This window comes from Gordonia sp. UBA7599 (assembly GCA_002477755.1).
In the GTDB taxonomy this organism is placed as follows: Bacteria; Actinomycetota; Actinomycetes; order Mycobacteriales; family Mycobacteriaceae; genus Gordonia.
The window spans coordinates 1-18,608 of the sequence record DLKD01000133.1; the positions used below are offsets into that span (position 1 = coordinate 1).

General features: G+C 66.4%; 23 protein-coding genes. 13 read left to right on the plus strand and 10 right to left on the minus strand.

Features of this window, described 5'->3' with window-relative positions:
- The 5 genes from era to B4L26_RS14810 all read left to right on the plus strand — a co-directional run.
- On the plus strand, window positions 1-872 hold an 872-nt coding region (gene era, locus B4L26_RS14790; protein WP_290719948.1), incomplete at its 5' end, for a GTPase Era.
- Between the two features lie 10 nt (window positions 873-882).
- A complete protein-coding gene (locus tag B4L26_RS14795) occupies window positions 883-2,346 on the plus strand; it encodes a YhgE/Pip domain-containing protein (protein WP_290719950.1) in 1,464 nt (487 codons plus the stop codon).
- 12 nt (window positions 2,347-2,358) lie between these two features.
- A complete protein-coding gene (gene recO / locus B4L26_RS14800) occupies window positions 2,359-3,111 on the plus strand; it encodes a DNA repair protein RecO (RefSeq protein ID WP_290719952.1) in 753 nt (250 codons plus the stop codon).
- The gene (locus B4L26_RS14805; protein ID WP_290719954.1) at window positions 3,108-3,872 is read left to right on the plus strand and encodes an isoprenyl transferase; all 765 of its coding nucleotides are present in this window, start codon (window positions 3,108-3,110) and stop codon (window positions 3,870-3,872) included. Before recO ends, B4L26_RS14805 begins: the two co-directional genes overlap by 4 nt.
- The gene (locus B4L26_RS14810) at window positions 3,869-4,255 is read left to right on the plus strand and encodes a hypothetical protein (protein ID WP_290719957.1); all 387 of its coding nucleotides are present in this window, start codon (window positions 3,869-3,871) and stop codon (window positions 4,253-4,255) included. The genes B4L26_RS14805 and B4L26_RS14810 overlap by 4 nt, the downstream gene beginning before the upstream one ends.
- 74 nt (window positions 4,256-4,329) lie before the next feature.
- On the opposite strand, the gene B4L26_RS14815 is transcribed toward B4L26_RS14810, so the two are convergent.
- Genes B4L26_RS14815 through B4L26_RS14830 form a run of 4 tightly spaced genes read right to left on the minus strand, consistent with a single transcriptional unit; the run spans window position 4,330 to window position 7,725 of the window.
- Window positions 4,330-4,737: a Fur family transcriptional regulator gene (locus tag B4L26_RS14815; protein ID WP_290719959.1), complete on the minus strand. Its 408-nt coding sequence runs from the start codon at window positions 4,735-4,737 to the stop codon at window positions 4,330-4,332.
- Window positions 4,734-5,081, minus strand: coding sequence for an ArsR/SmtB family transcription factor (locus B4L26_RS14820; RefSeq protein WP_290719962.1), 348 nt, complete (start codon window positions 5,079-5,081; stop codon window positions 4,734-4,736). Before B4L26_RS14820 ends, B4L26_RS14815 begins: the two co-directional genes overlap by 4 nt.
- 35 nt (window positions 5,082-5,116) lie before the next feature.
- The gene (locus tag B4L26_RS14825) at window positions 5,117-5,968 is read right to left on the minus strand and encodes a helix-turn-helix transcriptional regulator (protein ID WP_290719965.1); all 852 of its coding nucleotides are present in this window, start codon (window positions 5,966-5,968) and stop codon (window positions 5,117-5,119) included.
- Window positions 5,969-6,015: 47 nt separating this feature from the next.
- Complete coding sequence (locus tag B4L26_RS14830; RefSeq protein ID WP_290719967.1) at window positions 6,016-7,725, minus strand: HNH endonuclease signature motif containing protein; 1,710 nt, start codon at window positions 7,723-7,725, stop codon at window positions 6,016-6,018.
- Window positions 7,726-7,897: 172 nt separating this feature from the next.
- On the opposite strand from B4L26_RS14830, the gene B4L26_RS14835 reads away from it, so the two are divergent.
- A complete protein-coding gene (locus B4L26_RS14835; RefSeq protein WP_290719969.1) occupies window positions 7,898-8,401 on the plus strand; it encodes a VOC family protein in 504 nt (167 codons plus the stop codon).
- A 97-nt stretch (window positions 8,402-8,498) separates the two neighbouring features.
- Entirely contained in the window at window positions 8,499-9,890 is a 1,392-nt protein-coding gene (locus tag B4L26_RS14840; RefSeq protein WP_290719971.1) for a glycine--tRNA ligase, read from the plus strand.
- Between the two features lie 4 nt (window positions 9,891-9,894).
- Here B4L26_RS14840 and B4L26_RS14845 read toward each other — a convergent pair whose 3' ends face one another.
- The 3 genes from B4L26_RS14845 to B4L26_RS14855 form a co-directional block, all read right to left on the minus strand.
- Entirely contained in the window at window positions 9,895-10,692 is a 798-nt protein-coding gene (locus tag B4L26_RS14845) for a hypothetical protein (protein ID WP_290719973.1), read from the minus strand.
- Window positions 10,693-10,787: 95 nt separating this feature from the next.
- Window positions 10,788-11,408 (minus strand): Fic/DOC family protein, encoded by a 621-nt coding sequence (locus B4L26_RS14850; protein WP_290719975.1) that lies wholly within the window; start codon window positions 11,406-11,408, stop codon window positions 10,788-10,790.
- 65 nt (window positions 11,409-11,473) lie between these two features.
- On the minus strand, window positions 11,474-11,683 hold the full coding sequence (locus tag B4L26_RS14855; protein ID WP_290719977.1) for a hypothetical protein: 210 nt from the start codon (window positions 11,681-11,683) through the stop codon (window positions 11,474-11,476).
- A gap of 118 nt (window positions 11,684-11,801) precedes the next feature.
- On the opposite strand from B4L26_RS14855, the gene B4L26_RS14860 reads away from it, so the two are divergent.
- The gene (locus B4L26_RS14860) at window positions 11,802-12,299 is read left to right on the plus strand and encodes an O-acetyl-ADP-ribose deacetylase (protein WP_290719978.1); all 498 of its coding nucleotides are present in this window, start codon (window positions 11,802-11,804) and stop codon (window positions 12,297-12,299) included.
- Between the two features lie 62 nt (window positions 12,300-12,361).
- Here the strand turns inward: B4L26_RS14860 and B4L26_RS14865 are convergent, their stop codons facing one another.
- Window positions 12,362-12,781 carry a VOC family protein gene (locus B4L26_RS14865; protein ID WP_290719979.1) on the minus strand — a complete coding sequence of 140 codons (420 nt, stop codon included), beginning with the start codon at window positions 12,779-12,781 and terminating at the stop codon, window positions 12,362-12,364.
- A gap of 101 nt (window positions 12,782-12,882) precedes the next feature.
- Here B4L26_RS14865 and B4L26_RS14870 point away from each other — a divergent pair, with 101 nt between their 5' ends.
- The gene (locus B4L26_RS14870) at window positions 12,883-13,332 is read left to right on the plus strand and encodes a cold-shock protein (RefSeq protein ID WP_290719980.1); all 450 of its coding nucleotides are present in this window, start codon (window positions 12,883-12,885) and stop codon (window positions 13,330-13,332) included.
- Window positions 13,325-14,608, plus strand: coding sequence for a deoxyguanosinetriphosphate triphosphohydrolase (locus B4L26_RS14875; RefSeq protein WP_290719981.1), 1,284 nt, complete (start codon window positions 13,325-13,327; stop codon window positions 14,606-14,608). The genes B4L26_RS14870 and B4L26_RS14875 overlap by 8 nt, the downstream gene beginning before the upstream one ends.
- Before the next feature lie 29 nt (window positions 14,609-14,637).
- Here the strand turns inward: B4L26_RS14875 and B4L26_RS14880 are convergent, their stop codons facing one another.
- Entirely contained in the window at window positions 14,638-14,793 is a 156-nt protein-coding gene (locus B4L26_RS14880) for a hypothetical protein (protein ID WP_290719982.1), read from the minus strand.
- 83 nt (window positions 14,794-14,876) lie between these two features.
- Complete coding sequence (locus B4L26_RS14885; protein WP_290719983.1) at window positions 14,877-15,014, minus strand: hypothetical protein; 138 nt, start codon at window positions 15,012-15,014, stop codon at window positions 14,877-14,879.
- 103 nt (window positions 15,015-15,117) lie between these two features.
- Between B4L26_RS14885 and dnaG the strand changes: the two genes are divergently transcribed.
- The 3 genes from dnaG to B4L26_RS14900 are packed head-to-tail and all read left to right on the plus strand — an operon-like array spanning window position 15,118 to window position 18,598.
- Window positions 15,118-17,046 carry a DNA primase gene (dnaG, locus tag B4L26_RS14890; protein ID WP_290719985.1) on the plus strand — a complete coding sequence of 643 codons (1,929 nt, stop codon included), beginning with the start codon at window positions 15,118-15,120 and terminating at the stop codon, window positions 17,044-17,046.
- On the plus strand, window positions 17,043-17,804 hold the full coding sequence (locus B4L26_RS14895) for a hypothetical protein (protein ID WP_290719988.1): 762 nt from the start codon (window positions 17,043-17,045) through the stop codon (window positions 17,802-17,804). The genes dnaG and B4L26_RS14895 overlap by 4 nt, the downstream gene beginning before the upstream one ends.
- A gap of 38 nt (window positions 17,805-17,842) precedes the next feature.
- Complete coding sequence (locus B4L26_RS14900; RefSeq protein ID WP_290719989.1) at window positions 17,843-18,598, plus strand: HNH endonuclease family protein; 756 nt, start codon at window positions 17,843-17,845, stop codon at window positions 18,596-18,598.
- The last annotated feature ends 10 nt before the right edge of the window (window positions 18,599-18,608 follow it).

Below are 18,608 nucleotides of genomic sequence, written 5' to 3' on the forward strand. Positions count from 1 at the left end.
TCGTCGGCCGGCCCAACACCGGTAAGTCGACGCTGACCAACGCGCTGGTCGGTGAGAAGATCGCCATCACGTCGAACCGCCCACAGACCACGCGGCACACGATCCGCGGCATTGTGAACCGTCCTGATGCACAGTTGATCCTCGTCGACACCCCCGGCCTGCACCGCCCGCGCACCCTGCTGGGGCAACGGCTCAACGACCTGGTGCGCGACACCTATTCCGAGGTCGACGTCATCTGCGTGTGCATCCCTGCCGATGAGGCGATCGGTCCGGGGGACCGCTGGATCATCGAGCAGGTGCGGACGATGGCGCCGAAGACGACTGTCGTCGGGATCGTCACGAAAATCGACCGTGTCACGCCCGACAAGGTGGCCCAGCAGTTGCTCGCACTGTCTCAAGTCCTCGGACCCGAGTGCGACGTCGTGCCGGTGTCGGCGAAGAAGGGCGAGCAACTCGACGTGCTCGCCGACCTACTGGTGTCCCTGGTGGAGCCGGGTCCGGCGTTCTACCCCGACGGTGAGCTCACCGACGAGCCCGAGCAGGTCCTGATGGCCGAGTTCATCCGGGAGGCAGCGCTGGAAGGGGTGCGCGACGAACTGCCGCACTCGTTGGCGGTCGTGATCGACGAGGTGATCCCGCGCGAGGGCTCCGATCCGCCGATGATCGACGTCTACGCGATCGTCTACGTGGAGCGCGACAGCCAGAAGGGCATCATCATCGGGCACCGCGGGTCCCGGCTGAAAGCGATCGGCACACAGTCCCGCGGGCAGATCGAGCGGCTTCTCGGGTGCCGGGTGTATCTGGACTTGCGCGTGAAAGTCGCCAAAGACTGGCAGCGCGATCCCAAGCAGCTGAGGCGGATGGGGTTCTAAGGTTCACCGTATGACGGCGGGGATCGAATCAGACTCAAGAAACGACGAGCAGGCACGAGAGGCCATTGGTGACGTCGTCGGAAATCCGCGGTTCTGGATTGCTCCGGTCGCGGTGGTCTTGGCGCTGATGAGCCTGATGGCCGCGGTATACCTCGGTGCGATCGTCGACACGCGGGAGAACCTGCACGACTTCCCGGTGGCGCTGGTGAACGAGGACGCCGGTGGTGCGGTGGCGCCGGGGCAGCCGCAGATGAATCTGGGCAATCAGATCACCGCGCAACTGGTGCCGACGACGGCGAAGCAGGGCATCGTGCTCACACCAATGAGCCGCGCCGATGCCATGCACAAGCTGAACACTGGCAAGGTCTACGGCGTCGTAGCGATGGATCCCAACTTCACGAACCTCCTGCTGGGCCTGGCCCGCTCGGCGGTCCTGCCGAACCTGCCGACCAAGCCCGCGATCAATGTCTTCATCAACCGCGGATCGGGCACGTTCGCGTCGTCGATCACGACGACCATGGCGGATACGATGCAGGAGGAGGTCAACAAACAGGCCGGTGCGATGCTTCTCCAGAAGGTGCTGGACCAACTCGGCCCGAACCCCAAGTTGCCCGGCGCGACCCAGCTGGCCCTGTCGAACCCGATCAACATTGTCGTCTCAGAGCCGCAGCCGCTTCCCCCCGGCGCGGCCAACGGACTGAGCGCGTTCTACTTCACCCTGCTGCTGGTGCTAGCCGGGTTCACCGGAGTCATGGTCGTGTCGGTGATCGTCGACGGCCAACTCGGACAATTGCCCATCGAATTCGGCCCGCTGTTCCTGCTGCGCAAGCGGTTGGCCGTCTCGCGGTGGGGGACGCTCGCCGCGAAGTGGGCAATCATGCTGATCATTGCCGCCGTGCAAGCCGGACTGTTCCTGGCCGTGTGCGGGCTGGTCGGGACATCTCTGCCGAATGCCTTTGTGCTGTGGGCATTCTCGGTGCTGGCCATCTTCGCGGTCGGGGTGAGTGCAGGTGCCGTGATGGCGGTGTTCGGCAATCCCGGGCTGCTGATCAATCTGGTCTTCTTCGTAATCCTCGGCCTCCCGTCGTCAGGGGGAACGGTCCCGTTGGAGGCCAGTCCCAAGCTGTTCACCTGGATCGCCGCCGTGGAGCCGATGCACCTCATCTATTACGGCGTTCGCTCGATCCTGTACTTCGACGCCGACCCCGCGTCGGGCCTGATGCGGTCGGTAGTCATGTGCGTGGTCGGTCTGGTGATCGGGGCGGTACTGGGTATCGTCGGCACCAAGTATTACGACGCCAAGGGTTGGTTCCGCCGCCCCAACGCGCTGGTGGTGCCGCCGCGGCTGGCGAAACTCGTCGACGCCGAAGCCGATTCCGCGGTCGACGTTGTTCGCGTCCCGGGCCGCCACGAACTGGCCGGATCGGCGCCGCGGGCCCCCGTGTCACAACCCAATGTCGTCCGACATCGGTGACAGAATGGCTCAGTGAGGTTCTACCGCGACGAGGCGGTCGTCCTGCGCCAGCACAAGCTCGGTGAGGCCGACCGCATCATCACCCTGTTGACGCGTCAGCACGGACTGGTGCGCGCGGTTGCCAAGGGTGTGCGGCGCACCCGGTCGAAGTTCGGTGCGCGACTCGAGCCGTTCGCCCACGTCGACATCTGCCTCTATCCGGGCCGCAACCTCGACACCATCACCCAGGTTCAGAGCATCGATGCGCTCGCCGACGCCATCGTCGCCGATTACGGGCGCTACACCATTGCGTGCGCTGTGCTCGAGACCGCGGAGCGCCTCGCCGGTGAGGAACGCGCGCCCGCACCCGACCTGCACCGGCTGACCGTCGGAGCGCTGCGCGCATTGGCGTCGCAGACGCGGGAGAACCAGCTGATCCTCGACGCATTCCTGCTGCGGGCCATGCATTGCGCCGGGTGGATGCCGGCTCTCGACGAGTGCGCGCGGTGCGCCACGCCCGGACCACACCGGGCATTCCACGTCGCCGCGGGTGGCGCGGTGTGTGTGCACTGCCGTCCCGCTGGCGCCTCGATGCCGTCGCCGGGGGTCCTCGACCTGATGGACGCGATGTTCCACGGGCAGTGGGAGACGACCACCGACGCGACGGAGTCCCTGCGGCGCCAGGCCAGCGGGCTGATCGCCGCCCACCTGCAATGGCATCTCGAGAGACAGCTGCGGACCCTTCCGCTCGTCGAGCGCACTGATCCCCCTAGGCTGGCCCGGTGAGCACAGTCCGCCCGCCCGACCCGCACCCGTCCGGGGCGAGGCCGCCGGCGATCCCGGCGCAGTTCGTGCCCCGCCACGTCGCTCTGGTCATGGACGGCAACGGTCGGTGGGCGACCGATCGCGGATTGCCGCGCACCGAGGGGCACAAGCGTGGCGAAGCGGTGCTGATGGACAGCGTGTGCGGTTGCATCGAGATCGGCGTGAAATGGCTTTCGGCGTACGCCTTCTCGACGGAGAACTGGGCGCGCAGCCCCGACGAGGTGCGCTTCCTCATGGACTTCAACCGCGATGTGATCCGCCGTCGACGCGATGAGATGAACGAAATGGGTGTGCGCGTCCGCTGGGCTGGCCGTCGGCCGCGGCTGTGGCGCAGCGTGATCCGTGAACTCGAGGTCGCCGAGGAACTCACCAAGGACAACACCGTGATGACGCTGACGATGTGTGTCAACTACGGCGGTCGCGCGGAGATCGCCGATGCGGCAAGGGAATTGGCGATTCGTGCGGCACGGGGCGAGATCGATCCGAAACGGATCACCGAATCGACGTTCGCGCGCTACCTCGACGAGCCCGACATGCCCGACGTCGACCTGTTCCTGCGGCCGTCGGGGGAACAGCGGATTTCAAACTTTCTGCTGTGGCAGTCGGCCTATGCCGAATTCGTGTTTCAGGAGAAGCTATTCCCGGATTTCGACCGCCGAGACCTGTGGGCGGCATGCTTGGAGTACGCGCAGCGCGATCGGCGCTTCGGAGGTGTGAAATGAGTGATCTCGAGCGCTTGTCTGGACTGCTGGCCGAGCTGGGGACCGTCGCGGAGGGCGACGAGGAGTCGGTCCTGGTGCGCGTCGGGACCACCAGTGCATCCGTGCGGTTGTTGGCGATGCCCCAGGGGCTCACGGTCGTGTCGATGACGCAGCTCGTCGCGCGGGCGGTCACCAACGACGAGCGGCTGCGCGACCTGCTGGAGGAGCGTGGCGCCGGACTCAGTTTCGGTTCACTGCGCCGCCGAAGCCCCCACGATCGCCACACCGATGTCCTGCTGCTGTACGCCTTCCCGCTCGGCGATCTCGACGACATCCCGCTGCTGACAGTCCTGCACATGGTTCTTTCGGGCGGGACCGACCTGGCAGAGGACCTCGCGCACTGAAACATGCGGACGGAGGGGTGCGTTGAGGGAGTTCGGCCCTCTCGTGCCTGGCCCTCGACAGATTTCGGTGTCGGTCAGCGACAGTCCGCGCAGGTGCCGAAGATCTCGACCGTGTGGGCGATGTCGCTGAAGTCGTGCGACTTCGCGACTTTCGCCGCCCATGCTTCCACTTCATCGGCCTGGATTTCCACGGTCGTGCCGCAAGAGCGGCACACCAGGTGGTGGTGGTGCGAGGCGGAGCAGTGACGGTAGCGCATCTCGCCCGAACCGTCCCAGAGCACATCGACCAATCCCGACTCGCTCAGTGCCTGGAGGTTGCGGTACACGGTGGTCAGTCCGATCGATTCACCCTGCGCGACGAGGTCGTCGTAGATCTGTTGGGCCGAACGGAAGTCCGCAGTGTCGCCCAACGCGGCGGCAATGGCCTCTCGCTGGCGGGTGTTCCGCTGTCCGGTGACCGGCGGCTTGCCCTTGCTGGTCACGATGCGGTGGCGCGCGGTGCCTGGCCGATGCGCTCGCAGGCGTGCACGATGGCGTCGGTGGCGATGTGGGCGATGTGATCGTCGGCGAGGGCGTACTCGACCTCGCGCCCTCGGCGCCGTCCATCGACGACGCCGAGATCTCGCAGTACGCGCAGGTGCTGGCTGACCTGTGGCTGATTCAGACCCAACTCATCGACGAGTTGGTGGACGCAGCGCGGTGACTGCGCCAGCAGCATCACTATGGCGATCCGCGCCGGTGCGGCGAGTGCGCGAAGCAGGTCACTCGCCGCGGCGAGCGCGGCGGGATCGGTCCGGACGTCGGCCCGCGGGGGAAGGTGGTTCACGCGGGTGCTCCTTCGGTGCGTGCAACTTCATTAGATTAGCGGACTGGCATGTCACTGGCGGCATGGACCGTACCGCGGTACGAGCTGGGTGTGAAGGCCAAGACGGTGCGGAAGTCGTTCGTCAAATGTGCATGGTCGGTGTAGCCGAGGTCGGCAGCGATCGTCGACAGGTCGGCGTAGGGATCGTCGCGGATCTGTGCGGCCGCGTCTTGGAGGCGGCGCCGTCGGATTAGGGCCGACGGCCCCACGCCGATGTAGCGCCGGGCGAGTCGCTGAAGTGCGCGCGGCGTCACGGCGAGCCGCGGGGCCGCGTCGTCGAGCCGGAGAACGGTCGGGTCGCTCATCAACAGGTCGGCCATCGAGTTGGCCAACAGTGCCTCTGGCGTTGGCTCGCGTAGGTGGTCCGCCAGCCAATCGGTGAACACCTCGACTGCGCGGGCGTGCCTGTCCGGGTCATCGGGATCGGCCATGGCCGCACCGACGCCGGCAGCCAGGTCCGGGGCATCGACGGATGCACTGGCGTCAACATGGGCACCGGGGTCGTCGACGAGTCCGGCGACACCGGCCGGGCGGAGTAGCGCTCCGACGGCCCAGCCGCGACCGGTCAGGTCGCGGTGGGAGATCTGCGTCGTCGGCCCCGACCACTCGACGTCTGGCGGACCGGTAACCGATGATGCGAGACCCGTGGGACCGGCGCCCGGCGAGTTCACGACGAGGTTCGATGCGGGGAATGGGACCAGCTCCTGGCGTGATGAACGGCCCGGCGCAATGTCCCACTCGGGAATCCAGAACCATCCGACGAATTCGGTGACGCGCGCGGGCGGATCGACCCGTGTGAAGCTGGGCAGCTTCGTCGGGTAGAGGACGCCACGCGACGCATCGACCATGAAGCCAGGGTAGATCCGTAGGAGGAGCTCGACCACAGATACCAGGCTCAGGCCACAGTTGTCAGATGTGACCCGATGGCGGCCTCGACGCACGATCGGCCGCGTCGGCCCCGGTTGCCACTGCCGCGGTCACCAGAGCCCAGGTAACCGGAGGGTCTGCGGCCGACGTGATCGTTCGGCATGCGCAGCATCACTGGGCCCGACCGGCCTGGCCGCGCGGCGGACTGTTGGTCCGCCGCTGGGCGTTGGTCCGTGTCGGCTTGCTCCGACGCATGTCGGGTCACATTTGTCGGTGGGTCGGTATCGGAATCTGGGGCCCGATGGTCTTCGAACCGGGTTCCGCGGAGGTAGGCACGAGGGTCGTGTACCCGGTTCACGCGGAACGGGTCGTCAGTCCCCGTCAGCCGCCAACCGACGAGGCCGGTGTCGGGGCCGTCGACGATCCGGCCGGTTTCCCATTGTCCGGGTTTGGTCCCGACGTTCCGGTTGTCGGGGCCGCACGCGGGGGCGAGGTCGGCGAGGTCGGTCGCACCGCCGTCGGCATAGTCGAGGATCCCGTGATGCGCCTCGGTGTGTGAGAACGGTCGCGTGCACCCTGGTCGGGAACATCCCAGATAGGTGGCGAACATCGCGATTCGCTGCGGCATCGTCGCCAGGCGCTTCCCATGACCGAAATCAACGATCTTGCGCGTGAAATCGGTGAACACCGCCAACCAGGGTACTGCGTCGGCGGCCAGGCTCACGAGGTCGCGGATCGGTAGCCGGGTGCCCGTCGCAGTAAGGCCGACCCCGGCATGCCGGGCGAGATCCCGCTCTTCCATGGTCACGACAACGTGGACGGGGATCCGGTTCGGCTGCCCCAGCGCCTCATGTCCGAGGATCCAGTCCAGTCCCTTTTCGAAGGCATCGTGGTTGCGCTGGGCAGCCGACCGCTGGTCGGTCCGTATCGCCTCGGTGAGGCGTTCCCTGTCTTCGTCGGACAACTCGGCAGCTGACCCGGATAGCGGATTCTCGTCGTCGGGGTTGTTCATCCCCGGCTTGGCCCAATTGTCCAGAAGCACTTCCAGCTTGGCCCGCAGCGCCGGGGTGATGAAGCCGGAGATCTTGGACATCTCCTGCTTGTCTTGCCGACCGATGATGATGCCCCGCATCCGCCGCCGGTCCTTGTCATCGGTCAACGAGCCGTCCGGGTCGAGGTGTGCGAGGAGTCGCTGCCCGACCTTCCGCAGATCTGCGGGTGCGAGTTCCGTCGCGGCTTCACTGAGGATCTGGACTGCGAGATCGACGTCCTCGGACGGGGCGCCATGCGGAACTTTGGCCATGACCGACTCGATCTCGTGCACGTGCTCGCCTGAAATCGTCCCTTCTGAAACGCCGTTTGCGACAGGTTCACGCTTCGGCGGCAGCTTCTCGCCCGTGGTCGCGGTGAAACGGCCGATCGCCCCCGCAGTCGTCAGCCGCCGGTGCGCCTCGACATTGCCGAGGCGATGGTGCTCGGCCAGGAACTTCTTCATCGAGCGGCAACCAGCCTTGGTGTAGGCCGATCGGTCCGAGACCTCCATCAGGACCGCAGTGTTTGCGCCGTCGGCCCGCCGCCATGCCCGCTCGAGTGTCTCCATGCCGGCCAGCAGGTCGTCGTCGGATTCGAGGCCGAGGGGCAGAGTCGCAACCTTGGCCACCGCTGCGTCGATGAGATCCGCCAGGTCGGTGAACGAATCCGGTATAACAACCATCTCGTTGTGCGGTGCAGTACTCACTGGATTCACCCCCCGAGCTGCTCATTTGGGACTTCGATCGAACTTACGTTCACGTTACACCGAGGGTCTGACAAGACCGTTTGAAAATGTCGTCCCAGTGGATTTCCGCAGTCAGCGAATCCGTCGCGAATCTCCAAGCCCATCGTCGTCGGGAACTCGTAGCGTTGAAGGCATGAACGAAACCATCTCGGCGGCGACCGGCCGCCACACGACAAACGGCACACCCCATGGCGTCACGAGCCTTACGCCATTCCTGGCGATCGCGAACGCCAAGGCGGCGATCGAGTTCTACCGCGACGTCTTCGGGGCGCGCGTCCTGGGCGTGACCGAATCCGACGACGTAGTCCACCACGCGGAGCTCGACTTCGGGAACGGCCACCTACAGCTTGGCGAGCCCGTGGCCGACTACCACCTCGTCGCCGGCCCCGACGGCGAGGACGACTGCTACTCGATCGGCCTCTACTGCGCAGACGCCGACGCGCTGACTGCGCGTGCCGAGGCGGCCGGTGCAACGGTGCGTGAAGCCCCGTCGACTTTCGTTTCAGGGGACCGGTTCGCGAGTATTCGCGACCCCTTCGGGGTGCGCTGGTCGATCATGACTCGCGTCGAGGACTTGTCGCCGGAGGAGAGCGACGCCCGCGTTGCAGAATGGGCGGCTTCGCTGGGCGACGGGTAGACGGGGGCGTGCGGCCACGGCTGCCTGCGACGACTACGCTGATAATCCAGTCCAAGTCGCGCTGAATAATTCAGCTGAGTGGGGAGAAGTGCAACCCGTGGCCGTGCAGTCGAAAGTCGATGCTGTCGTCAACCTCGCCAAGCGGCGCGGTCTGGTGTACCCGTGCGGGGAGATCTACGGCGGTACGCGGTCGGCCTGGGACTACGGGCCGCTGGGCGTGGAGCTGAAGAACAACATCAAGGACCAGTGGTGGCGGTCGATGGTGACCGGTCGCGACGATGTCGTCGGCCTGGACTCGTCGGTCATCCTGCCGCGACGCGTCTGGGAGGCATCCGGACACGTCGAGGTTTTCAGCGACCCCCTCGTCGAGTGCACCAACTGCCACAAGCGCCATCGCCAGGATCACCTGCAGGAGGCGTACGCGGAGAAGAAGGGGATCGTCGACCCCGACGCCGTGCCCATGTCCGAAGTCGTCTGCCCCGACTGCGGTACCAAGGGGCAGTGGACCGAGCCGCGTGAGTTCTCCGGCCTGCTGAAGACCTTCCTCGGCCCGGTCGCCGACGAGGAGGGCCTGCACTACCTGCGCCCGGAGACTGCCCAGGGCATCTTCGTGAACTTCAAGAACGTGATGACCACGGCGCGGAAGAAGCCGCCGTTCGGGATCGCCCAGATCGGCAAGAGCTTCCGCAACGAGATCACGCCGGGCAACTTCATCTTCCGGACCCGCGAGTTCGAGCAGATGGAGATGGAGTTCTTCGTCAAGCCCGGCGAGGACGAGCAGTGGCACGAGTACTGGATCAAGGCGCGGCACGACTGGTATGTCGACCTGGGTATCGATCCGGAGAACCTGCGGCTGTTCGTGCACCCGCTCGAGAAGCTGTCGCATTACTCGAAGGGCACCACCGACGTCGAGTACCGCTTCGGTTTCGGCGGCAACCCGTGGGGCGAACTGGAAGGCATCGCGAACCGCACCGACTACGACCTCTCGACGCACTCCAAGCACTCCGGTGAGGACCTGAACTTCTTCGACCAGGCGACCGGTGAGCGCTACACCCCGTACGTCATCGAACCGGCCGCCGGGCTCGGGCGCTCGATGATGGCCTTCCTGTGCGACGCGTACACCGAGGAAGAGGCGCCCAACGCGAAGGGCGGCACCGACGTCCGCACCGTGCTGCGGCTGGACCGCCGGCTCGCGCCGGTCAAGGCGGCGGTGCTGCCGCTCTCGCGCAAGGAGGAACTCGCGCCGGCGGCGCAGGCCCTGGCCGGTGAGCTGCGTAAGCACTGGACCATCGAGTACGACGACGCCCAGAGCATCGGCAAGCGCTACCGCCGCCAGGACGAGATCGGCACGCCGTTCTGCATCACCGTCGACTTCGACACCGCCGACGACCAGGCCGTCACGATCCGCGAGCGCGACTCGATGACCCAGGAGCGCGTGGCCCTCGACCAGGTCGTCGGCTATCTCGCCGGCAAACTCGTGGGGGCCTAAGAGCCTAGTTCTGCTCCCAGAACTCCCAGCTCTCACCGTCGCAGCGGTAGGCGGTGCCGCCGGGCGTCGTGCGGTAGGTCCCCGATTGGTCCTCGGTGCAGGGCATGCCCGAGTACACCTCGGGCGCGCTTGTCGTCGTAGTCGGACTACCGGCCGGATTGGGTGCGACCCCCGGCGAGGTGAACCACACGCCGCCATCGGTGTATTGGAGTCGTGCGCAGTAGGCGCGCGAACCGTCGGCGAATTTTGCCTTCTTACCAATCGGGGCGCAACTGCCCATCGGAGTCACCGCGACGATGGTGACCGTGGTGGTCTCCGTCGGCGGCGTGGTGGTGAGGGTCTTCTCGACGACCGTCGTCGCGGTCACGGTGACGGGCGCCGGCGGAGGCTCGGACGCGCGCGTGAAGGCGAGGACCGCGAGCGAGCCGATCGCCAGTGCAGCGACCACCGACGCCGCGATCGCGATGACTGAGCCGGTACTGCGGGCAGTCGGCGCCGGGGCGGGTGCATAACCGGCAGGTGCGGATGGGTAGTCGGCCGCCGCATATTCGACTGCCCCGTACTCGGCGTCGGTGTACTCGTCAGCCGCGTACTCCGTGGTCGCGTACTCGGCGGCCGCATACTCTGTGGTCGCGTATTCCGTGGTCGGGTACTCGGGTGCGTACCCAGCCGCCGGGTACCCGGGTACGACCGGCCCGTCGACGTGCGGCGTGATCGCCGGTTGCTGATCGAGGGCTTCGTCGACGTCGCGGCTCAGCTTCTCCAGGCTGACGCGCCGATCATCGTCGGAGTAGGTCCCCATCGTGAAATCCGTTCGTGAATGAAACAGGCAGACCTTGAATAGTGGCACGACTGTCTGACATTGCGCGAACTGTGAGTCCTCGCACCAATCAGGAGCTACCGGCCGGGCAGCGGTACCAGGATCGTGCGGAACACGCTGAACAACGACTCGGGGACGGGTTCGAACGAACCGGGTTCGGGGCCGGCGAGTTCGGAAGCCCGGTTCCACTCCAGCGCTCCGACGAGGTCGTAGCGCAGATCCCAGCCATAGTCGTTGGCGAGCTGGCGCATGAACAACTTGGTGGCGCGCCCGTTGCCTTCGCGGAACGGGTGGGCGGTGTTGAGGTAGGCGAACACGCGGGCCGCTTCGTCGGCGAATCGGTCGTGGTCAAGGCGATCCCAGTCGGTGTCGGCGATCTTGCGACTCGCCGCGTCGAGATAGTCCTCGATGTCGCGGGGGGCGGCGAACACGGTCATGGCCTTGGTCAGCCGGTAGCTGCGGATCTTTCCCGCCCATCCGTAGAGTGCACCGAACAGGTGGCGGTGTAGTGCCACGAGGTGCGAGGTGCCGTAGGTCCGCCTGATCGGGATCTCGCCGCGCTCGATCTGCTGCTGCCGGATGTGGGCGAGCGCGAACTCGATGTCACGGAGTTGGTCGGCGTCGTTGATGCCCCGGAGGTTCGCGAGCACGTGGGTTCTGGGTTGGCGCTTCGCCAAGCCCCAGTCGGCTTCGGTCATCGTGGATCCAGTGCTCGTAGTCTCGTCGGACAGCGACGGCGGATCGGCAACAAGTTGCGTGCTCGTCATTGGCCGCGCTGCGCCAGCTCGAAGGATCGTGAGATGAACTCGTCGTCGGTGATATCGCCGCGCGCGGCGGCGACGCGTAACTCCATTTCGGTGCGTGTCGGCTCCCACCCTTCGTGGAGCGCGCTGCCGATGGAGCCGAGCAACTGGGCGCGGGTGCCCGGCTCGAGCGTGTCCAGCAGATCGCCGAACTGCTCGTCGAGTCCCATCGACATCGTGCCGCCTTCCGTTTTGGTCCAGGTCAATATAGTTGGCGACGGCGATCGACCACCCGATGCCGGGCATTTCGTCGACGAAACCGTCCGAACCCGGGCGCACAATGGTCACATGCCGAGGATCAGCATCGTCAAAGGTGACATCACCCAGCTCGACGTCGATGCCGTTGTGAATGCGGCGAACTCCCGGATGCGCGGTGGCGGGGGAGTGGACGGGGCGATTCACCGCGCCGGTGGTCCGGCGATTCTCGACGACTGTGTGGCGCGGTTCCCGAACGGATTGGCAACCGGCGACGCGGGGTGGACGACTGGCGGCAACCTGCCCGCGCGGTGGGTGATCCACACCGTCGGCCCGAACTATGCCGCGGGCCAGCGGGACCGCGAACTCCTCGTCTCGTGTTATCGGCGCTCACTGGAAGTCGCCGACGAGCTCGGCGCACAAACGATCGCGTTCCCACTGATCAGCGCCGGGGTCTACGGCTGGCCCTCAGAGGACGCGGTTTCGGCGGCGGTGGACACGATAGGCAGCGCCGACGTCGCAGTTGAAGAGGCGACGATTGTGGCATTCGGCGACGAGATGCACGCACGGCTGCTGAACCGGCTGAGGTAGTTCCTGGAGCCGAGGAGGGCAATTCTTGCTCGGCTCGTCCTCAGGGGAGGTTTTCCATCAGGCTATTCCGGCACCACGATGTCCCCGATCGGCCCGGGATTCAGCGCGATTTCCCAGCGATAGCCGTCGGGGTCGCCGAAGTAGCCGGTATATCCGCCCCAATCCCGCATCTGTCCGGGGCTGACCGGATCGGCTCCGATGTTGCTGGCGAGTGCGATGATCTCGTCCACCTCGGCGGCGCTGCGAACGTTGTGAGCCAGGGTGATCGGCACGATTCCGTCGCCGCGTCGGATCGGCCCCACTTCGGCTTCAAACTCGCTTTCAGCCCACAGTGAGAGAAGCAGGTGCTGCCCGGTTCGGATCATCAGCACCTCTCCCGGGACGTAGAACTCCTCGCTCCACCCGAGGCCGTCGATGTAGAACCGGCGCGATCGTTCCACGTCGGCAACGGCGAGAGTTATGAAGCTGATCCGCTGGTCCATGTGCTCCACCTTGGCATGATCTGCAAAGATGGACGCGTCGCGCAGCCGATCCGGCCGCGGCGTATCAATCGGTTTGAGTGTTTTGGAAGTGGGTAAGGGCTGTGTCTGTCAGCGGGAAGATCGTGCATTTCGATTCGAACAAGGGGTTTGGGTTCGTCGCACCCGACGAGGGCGGTGCGGATGTGTTCATCCACATCAACGACCTCGACATCGACGAGGATCTGCTGAAGCCGGGTGCGCTGGTCGAGTTTGAGATCGAGGAGACCGACCGCGGCGCCAAGGCGACCGACGTCGTGATCGTCCAGGAAGCACCCGCAGGGGGGTATGACGAGCGCTCGGAGCGTCGTCGCGACGACCACCGGCACGACCGTCGATCCGACAAGCCCAAGCGCGCGCGTGGCGGCCAGGGCTCGCTGGATTCGGCATCGTTCACCGAGGAGATCACCGAACTGCTCCTCGACGCGTCGGGCACGCTGACGGCGGCGCAGATCCTCGAGATCCGTCAGGCCTTCACCGACTTCGCCTTCGACCGGGGCTGGGTGCTTGACTGACCCGATCGGAGAGGCCGCGTATACCGCGGCTGACCTGGCCCGACGGGTTTCCGAGGGCGAGAAGGTCGCCGGGCTGCCCGGGAGCAGCATCGAACACCGCAGCGCCTTCTCCCGTGACCGTGCGCGCGTATTGCACTGCGCGGCGCTACGCAGGCTTGCGGACAAGACGCAGGTCGTCGGGCCGCGCGAGGGCGATACCCCGCGGACGCGGCTGACGCACTCGTTGGAGGTCGGACAGATCGGGCGGGGGATCGCGGCCGGTGTCGGCTGCGACCCCGACCTGGTCGAATTGGCCGGTCTGGCCCACGACATCGGGCATCCGCCCTACGGGCACAACGGGGAACGCGCCCTCGACGAGGTGGCCGCCGACATCGGCGGTTTCGAGGGCAACGCACAGAACCTGCGCATTCTCACTCGGCTGGAGCCGAAGATCGTCGACGCGCAGGGGCATAGCGCCGGGTTGAACCTGACCCGTGCCTCCCTTGACGCGACGCTGAAATACCCGTGGACCCGCCGCGAGCCGGGGGGCAAGTTCGGCGCCTACGACGACGACGCCACCGCGCTCGCCTGGATCCGAGACGGTGCGCCAGCCGGCCGAAAATCCCTGGAAACACAGGTGATGGACTGGGCCGACGACATTGCCTATTCAGTTCACGACGTCGAGGACGGTGTCATCTCCAACCGCCTGGACCTGCGCGCGCTGTCCGACTCGGCTGAACGCGCCACCCTGGCTCAGTTGGCGGTCACGCACTTTCACGGTCTGGACACCGCGGAGCTGGAGGATGCCGCGCAGCGGCTCTCGCAAATGGGCGTGGTCACCGCTATCGGCGAGTTCGACGGGACGCTGGCCAGCGCTGTCGCGCTCAAGCGGATGACCTCGGAGCTGATCGGGCGCTTCGCGACGGCGGCAGTGATGGCCACCCGCGAGCAGATCGGCGACCGACCGGCGGCACGCTACGACGCTGATCTTGCGGTCCCCCCGCTGGTAGCCGCCGAGGTCGCAGTCCTCAAGACGATGGCGCTGCAGTTCATCTTCTCCGACGAGCGACACCTCGCCGTGCAGGATCGTCAGCGTGAACGTATCCACCGGGTGGCGACGTGGATGGCCCAGGCCGGTCCGGGCGGACTCGACCCGCTGTTCGTGCCGGCGTGGGAGGCCGCCGACGACGACGGACAGCGCCTGCGCGTCATCGTCGACCAGATCGCGTCGATGACCGAAGGTCGACTCGAGCGCACCGACAAGCGCAACTCTGACATCCAGGCGCACCTGGGTTGAGTGGCGCGCGGGCCGTCAGGACTGTCGAATCAGGGCTGCGGGATCACCGCCAGGACGCGTAGGACGTACTCGAAGAACGCCGTCATGAACGACGCCAAGAACTTCTCCGTCCCCTCCACGGTCACGTGGCCGTCGTCATCGATAAGACCCGGCGTGAAATGGATGTACGCCTCGGGCGAGGTCATTTGACGTGTGTTGAGGAAGCTCAGCGTCGCGCGCAGCGACTGCTGTCCGACGGCGGTACCGATCGCGCCTCGGCGTAGGAGATCTAGTGGAAATCCATCTCCGGCGGTGCGAGCTTCTCCAGTGCCTTTGCCAGCTTCCGGTTGATGGACTCCTTCGACAGGCTCCCGATGATGACTCCGACCCGGTAGGGCGGTTCGTGGGTGAAGATCTCGACCGGCATGTAGGGGCTCCTTCTTCGACGGTGTGCAGGTGCCTCCAGCATCCCCTTGACGCGGCCAGCGCACCAGTGCCCCGGCTGAGCAGGTGCGCACTACACTGGCGGCGTGCCAGGCAGAATCCCCGATCGCGACATCACGGCCATCCGTGAACAGGTCCGCATCGAGGACGTCATCGGCGACTACGTTGCGCTGCGCCGCGCCGGTGCGGACCGGATGACCGGCCTGTGCCCCTTCCACGACGAGAAGACCCCGTCGTTCCACGTCCGCCCCAATCACGGGCACTTCCACTGCTTCGGCTGCGGGGAGGGCGGCGACGTTTACTCCTTCCTGCAGAAGCAGGAGCACATCAGCTTCGTCGAGGCGGTCGAGCAACTCGCCGACAAGGTCGGCTACCGCATCAACTACGAGGGCGGCGGCACCAGCGTGCAGCGCGACCGTGGGACGCGCGCCCGACTCGTCGCCGCCAATGCCGCGGCGCAGAAGTTCTACGCCGAACAGTTGCGCAGTCCTGAGGCGCAGATCGCCCGCGACTACCTGACGGAGCGGAACTTCGACGGTCAGGCGGCGCTGACGTTCGGATGCGGATACGCGCCCGCCGGCTGGGACACGATGACGAAGGCTCTGCTGTCCCAGGGGTTCGACTTCAAGGAGTTGGAGGCGGCAGGCCTGTCCAAGCAGGGCCGTCAGGGACCGATCGACCGGTTCCACCGTCGTCTGCTATGGCCGATCAAGAACCTGGGCGGGGATGTCATCGGCTTCGGTGCGCGCAAGCTCTTCGACGACGACAATCTCGGCAAGTACATGAACACGCCCGAGACCATGCTCTACAAGAAGTCGCAGGTGCTGTTCGGCCTCGATCATGCGAAGAAGAACATCGCCAAGGGGCATCAAGTCGTCATCGTCGAGGGCTACACCGATGTCATGGCGATGCACCTGTCGGGCGTCACGACCGCCGTCGCCAGCTGTGGCACGGCCTTCGGCGACGACCACCTCGCATTGATCCGGCGCCTGATGATGGACGACTCCTACTACCGCGGCGAGGTGATCTACACCTTCGACGGTGACGCGGCCGGGCAGGCCGCTGCGATGAAGGCGTTCGAGGGGGAGCAGGCCATCGCCGGGCAGACCTTCGTCGCCATCGCGCCCGATGGTCAGGATCCGTGCGAGTTGCGCCAGCACCAGGGTGAGGCGGCCGTGCGCGACCTGGTCGCGCGGCGGATCCCGATGTTCGAGTTCGCCATCAAGACGCTGCTGCGCAACCACGATCTGGACACCGCCGAGGGGCGAGTGGCCGCGTTGCGCGAGACCGTTCCGGTCGTCGCGCGGATCAAGGACGTCGCGCTGCGCGACGAGTACGCCCGCCAACTCGCCGGCTGGGTCGGCTGGGAGGACGTCTCGCAGGTGTTGCGGCGAGTGCGTGAAGAGGCGGCCCGCAATGCCAAGCAGAGGGGCCGTACGGCTTCGGGTAAGGGCTCGGTGCGCCAGGAACCGCAACGCTCACGGCCCGAGGCCTCGTCGACGGCGCCCCCGACGGCCAAACCGCTCGCGCGCGATCCAAACCTGTGGCCGCAGCGGGAGGCACTCAAGGCCGCACTGCAGTACCCGGCGATCGCGGGAACCGTCTTCGACTCGCTGCCGATGGAATGCTTCACCGAGCCTGCTTACGCGACGATCCGCGCGGCGATGCGCACGCTCGGCGACACTGCGTCGGGCATGGGTGGCGCGCAGTGGGTCGATGCGGTCAACAATGCCGTCGACGACCCGACGGCGGGCCCGCTGGTCACCGAGCTCGCCGTCGAGCCGATGCGCGTCGACGACGATGTCGTGCCGCGCTACATCGGTTCGGTCTTGGCCCGCCTGCAGGAGGTGTGGGTGGGTCGGCAGATCGCCGACATCAAGTCGAAGTTGCGTCGAATGTCGCCGACCGATGACGCCGACGCCTACAACGGGGTGTTCGGCGACCTCGTCGCCCTCGAGGCGTATCGCCGCAGCTTGCTTGAGCAGGCCGTCGATCCGGTGGTGGAGGTCCCATGAACCCGACCCTGCGCAGGTGTATGGCACTAGCGGCGGTGGTGGTGTGCGGCGCGATGCTCACTGTCGGCTGCAGTCAGTCGGGCGGCGAGGAATCGCCCACGTCGTCGTCCTCCTGGGTGGCACCGCCCCCGGATCCGCCGATCACCACCACGGTCCCCAGTCCGGTACCGATCGAGGTGAACACCGTCGGCCTGCACTCCGAGCTCGCGCCAGGGGGTACGGCACGGTGGGCCGCCGATGTTAACGCCGGTGCCGTCTCGACGGTGATCGGCAAGTGCTGGACCGTTGCACCCGCCTACATCCGCGTTCGCTACTTCGGAGACCGATCCGCCCTCGCCGGGATCTTCCTCCGGCGCCCGGTAGTCGGGCAAGCCGGCGTGAGCTGGGGCCGTTTCGACTCGACGTATGCGCATATCCCGTGGGATGAGGCTAAGTCGGATTACCCGTGTCCACGGATCACGCTTGAACGCGGTGAGCACTTGTATTCCGACGCCTACGTCGCCTACATCGCGAAGCGGTTCATCCTCCGGGCCCAGGGCAATCCCATCAACCCGGCCGACACGGAGGCCGCCTACCGGCTCCAATGTGTCTACGCGCCCGGTGAGATCCGCAATGTCGCCAGTGGCGACGTCGATCAGATCGACGTGACCAGGGAGGATCTGCCGCACGGTGACGCCCGCTGGACGGTGCGCTCTGGCCCGTTGACCATGCAGATGGGAATCGAACCAGGTGCCGTGTGCGTGAAGAGCGCCTCCTGACAGCAGGTATGTCCGACCGGTGCGCGACACTGGTGCCCATGAGAACGACGATGACGTGGCGCCTCGGCGTCGGTGCTGCGGTCACGTGGACGATGTTGACCGCGTGTTCGCTGGCGCCCGCCCCCGCCGACACCGAGGCTGCGCCGACACCGCCGTCGGCGCGCCCACCGTCGTCGAAGGTGTCACCGATCCCGCCGTCGGAGACCGCGTCGCCGCAGGTCGCGGCGATGGCCGCGAAGGCCTTGGCGCAACTCGACCGCATCCCCGTGAAGGGGTCGGCACCAAAGACTGGCTATCACCGCTCGGTCTTCGGCCGGGCCTGGTCCGACGACGTCACGGTCGACAAGGGCCACAACGGCTGCAAGACGCGCGACGACGTACTGCAGCGCGACCTCACCGACGTCGTGATGCAGGGCAAATGTCGGGTCATGAGCGGCTGGCTCGACGACCCGTACACGGGGGAGCGGTTGCGCTTCGAGCGCGGCGTCGACGTCTACCGGATCCAGATCGATCATGTCGTCGCACTGGGTGACGCGTGGCGGACCGGTGCGCAGCAGTGGACACCGGAGAAGCGCCTCGACTTCGCAAACGACCTGCGCAACCTGCAAGCCACCGCGGGGTGGGCCAACCAACAGAAGAAGGCGTCGAACGCAGCGTCGTGGTTGCCGCCGAACCGCTCGTACCGCTGCACCTACGTGGCACGTCAGGTCAAGGTCAAGGCCGCCTACGGGCTGTGGGTCGTGCCGGCAGAACGCGATGCGATGCGGCGCGTTCTCGCGAAGTGCGCGCCCTGACGCGGTTGTC

What these genes read in the sequence shown, in the direction of transcription:
- B4L26_RS14795 (WP_290719950.1), top strand. Translation starts at nt 883, where the DNA reads ATGACGGCGGGGATCGAATCAGACTCAAGAAACGACGAGCAGGCACGA.
- B4L26_RS14810 (WP_290719957.1), top strand. Translation starts at nt 3,869, where the DNA reads ATGAGTGATCTCGAGCGCTTGTCTGGACTGCTGGCCGAGCTGGGGACC.
- B4L26_RS14825 (WP_290719965.1), bottom strand. Translation starts at nt 5,968, where the DNA reads ATGGTCGATGCGTCGCGTGGCGTCCTCTACCCGACGAAGCTGCCCAGC.
- B4L26_RS14835 (WP_290719969.1), top strand. Translation starts at nt 7,898, where the DNA reads ATGAACGAAACCATCTCGGCGGCGACCGGCCGCCACACGACAAACGGC.
- B4L26_RS14845 (WP_290719973.1), bottom strand. Translation starts at nt 10,692, where the DNA reads ATGGGGACCTACTCCGACGATGATCGGCGCGTCAGCCTGGAGAAGCTG.
- B4L26_RS14850 (WP_290719975.1), bottom strand. Translation starts at nt 11,408, where the DNA reads ATGACCGAAGCCGACTGGGGCTTGGCGAAGCGCCAACCCAGAACCCAC.
- B4L26_RS14855 (WP_290719977.1), bottom strand. Translation starts at nt 11,683, where the DNA reads ATGGGACTCGACGAGCAGTTCGGCGATCTGCTGGACACGCTCGAGCCG.
- B4L26_RS14860 (WP_290719978.1), top strand. Translation starts at nt 11,802, where the DNA reads ATGCCGAGGATCAGCATCGTCAAAGGTGACATCACCCAGCTCGACGTC.
- B4L26_RS14865 (WP_290719979.1), bottom strand. Translation starts at nt 12,781, where the DNA reads ATGGACCAGCGGATCAGCTTCATAACTCTCGCCGTTGCCGACGTGGAA.
- B4L26_RS14880 (WP_290719982.1), bottom strand. Translation starts at nt 14,793, where the DNA reads ATGACCTCGCCCGAGGCGTACATCCATTTCACGCCGGGTCTTATCGAT.
- B4L26_RS14885 (WP_290719983.1), bottom strand. Translation starts at nt 15,014, where the DNA reads ATGCCGGTCGAGATCTTCACCCACGAACCGCCCTACCGGGTCGGAGTC.
- B4L26_RS14895 (WP_290719988.1), top strand. Translation starts at nt 17,043, where the DNA reads ATGAACCCGACCCTGCGCAGGTGTATGGCACTAGCGGCGGTGGTGGTG.
- B4L26_RS14900 (WP_290719989.1), top strand. Translation starts at nt 17,843, where the DNA reads ATGAGAACGACGATGACGTGGCGCCTCGGCGTCGGTGCTGCGGTCACG.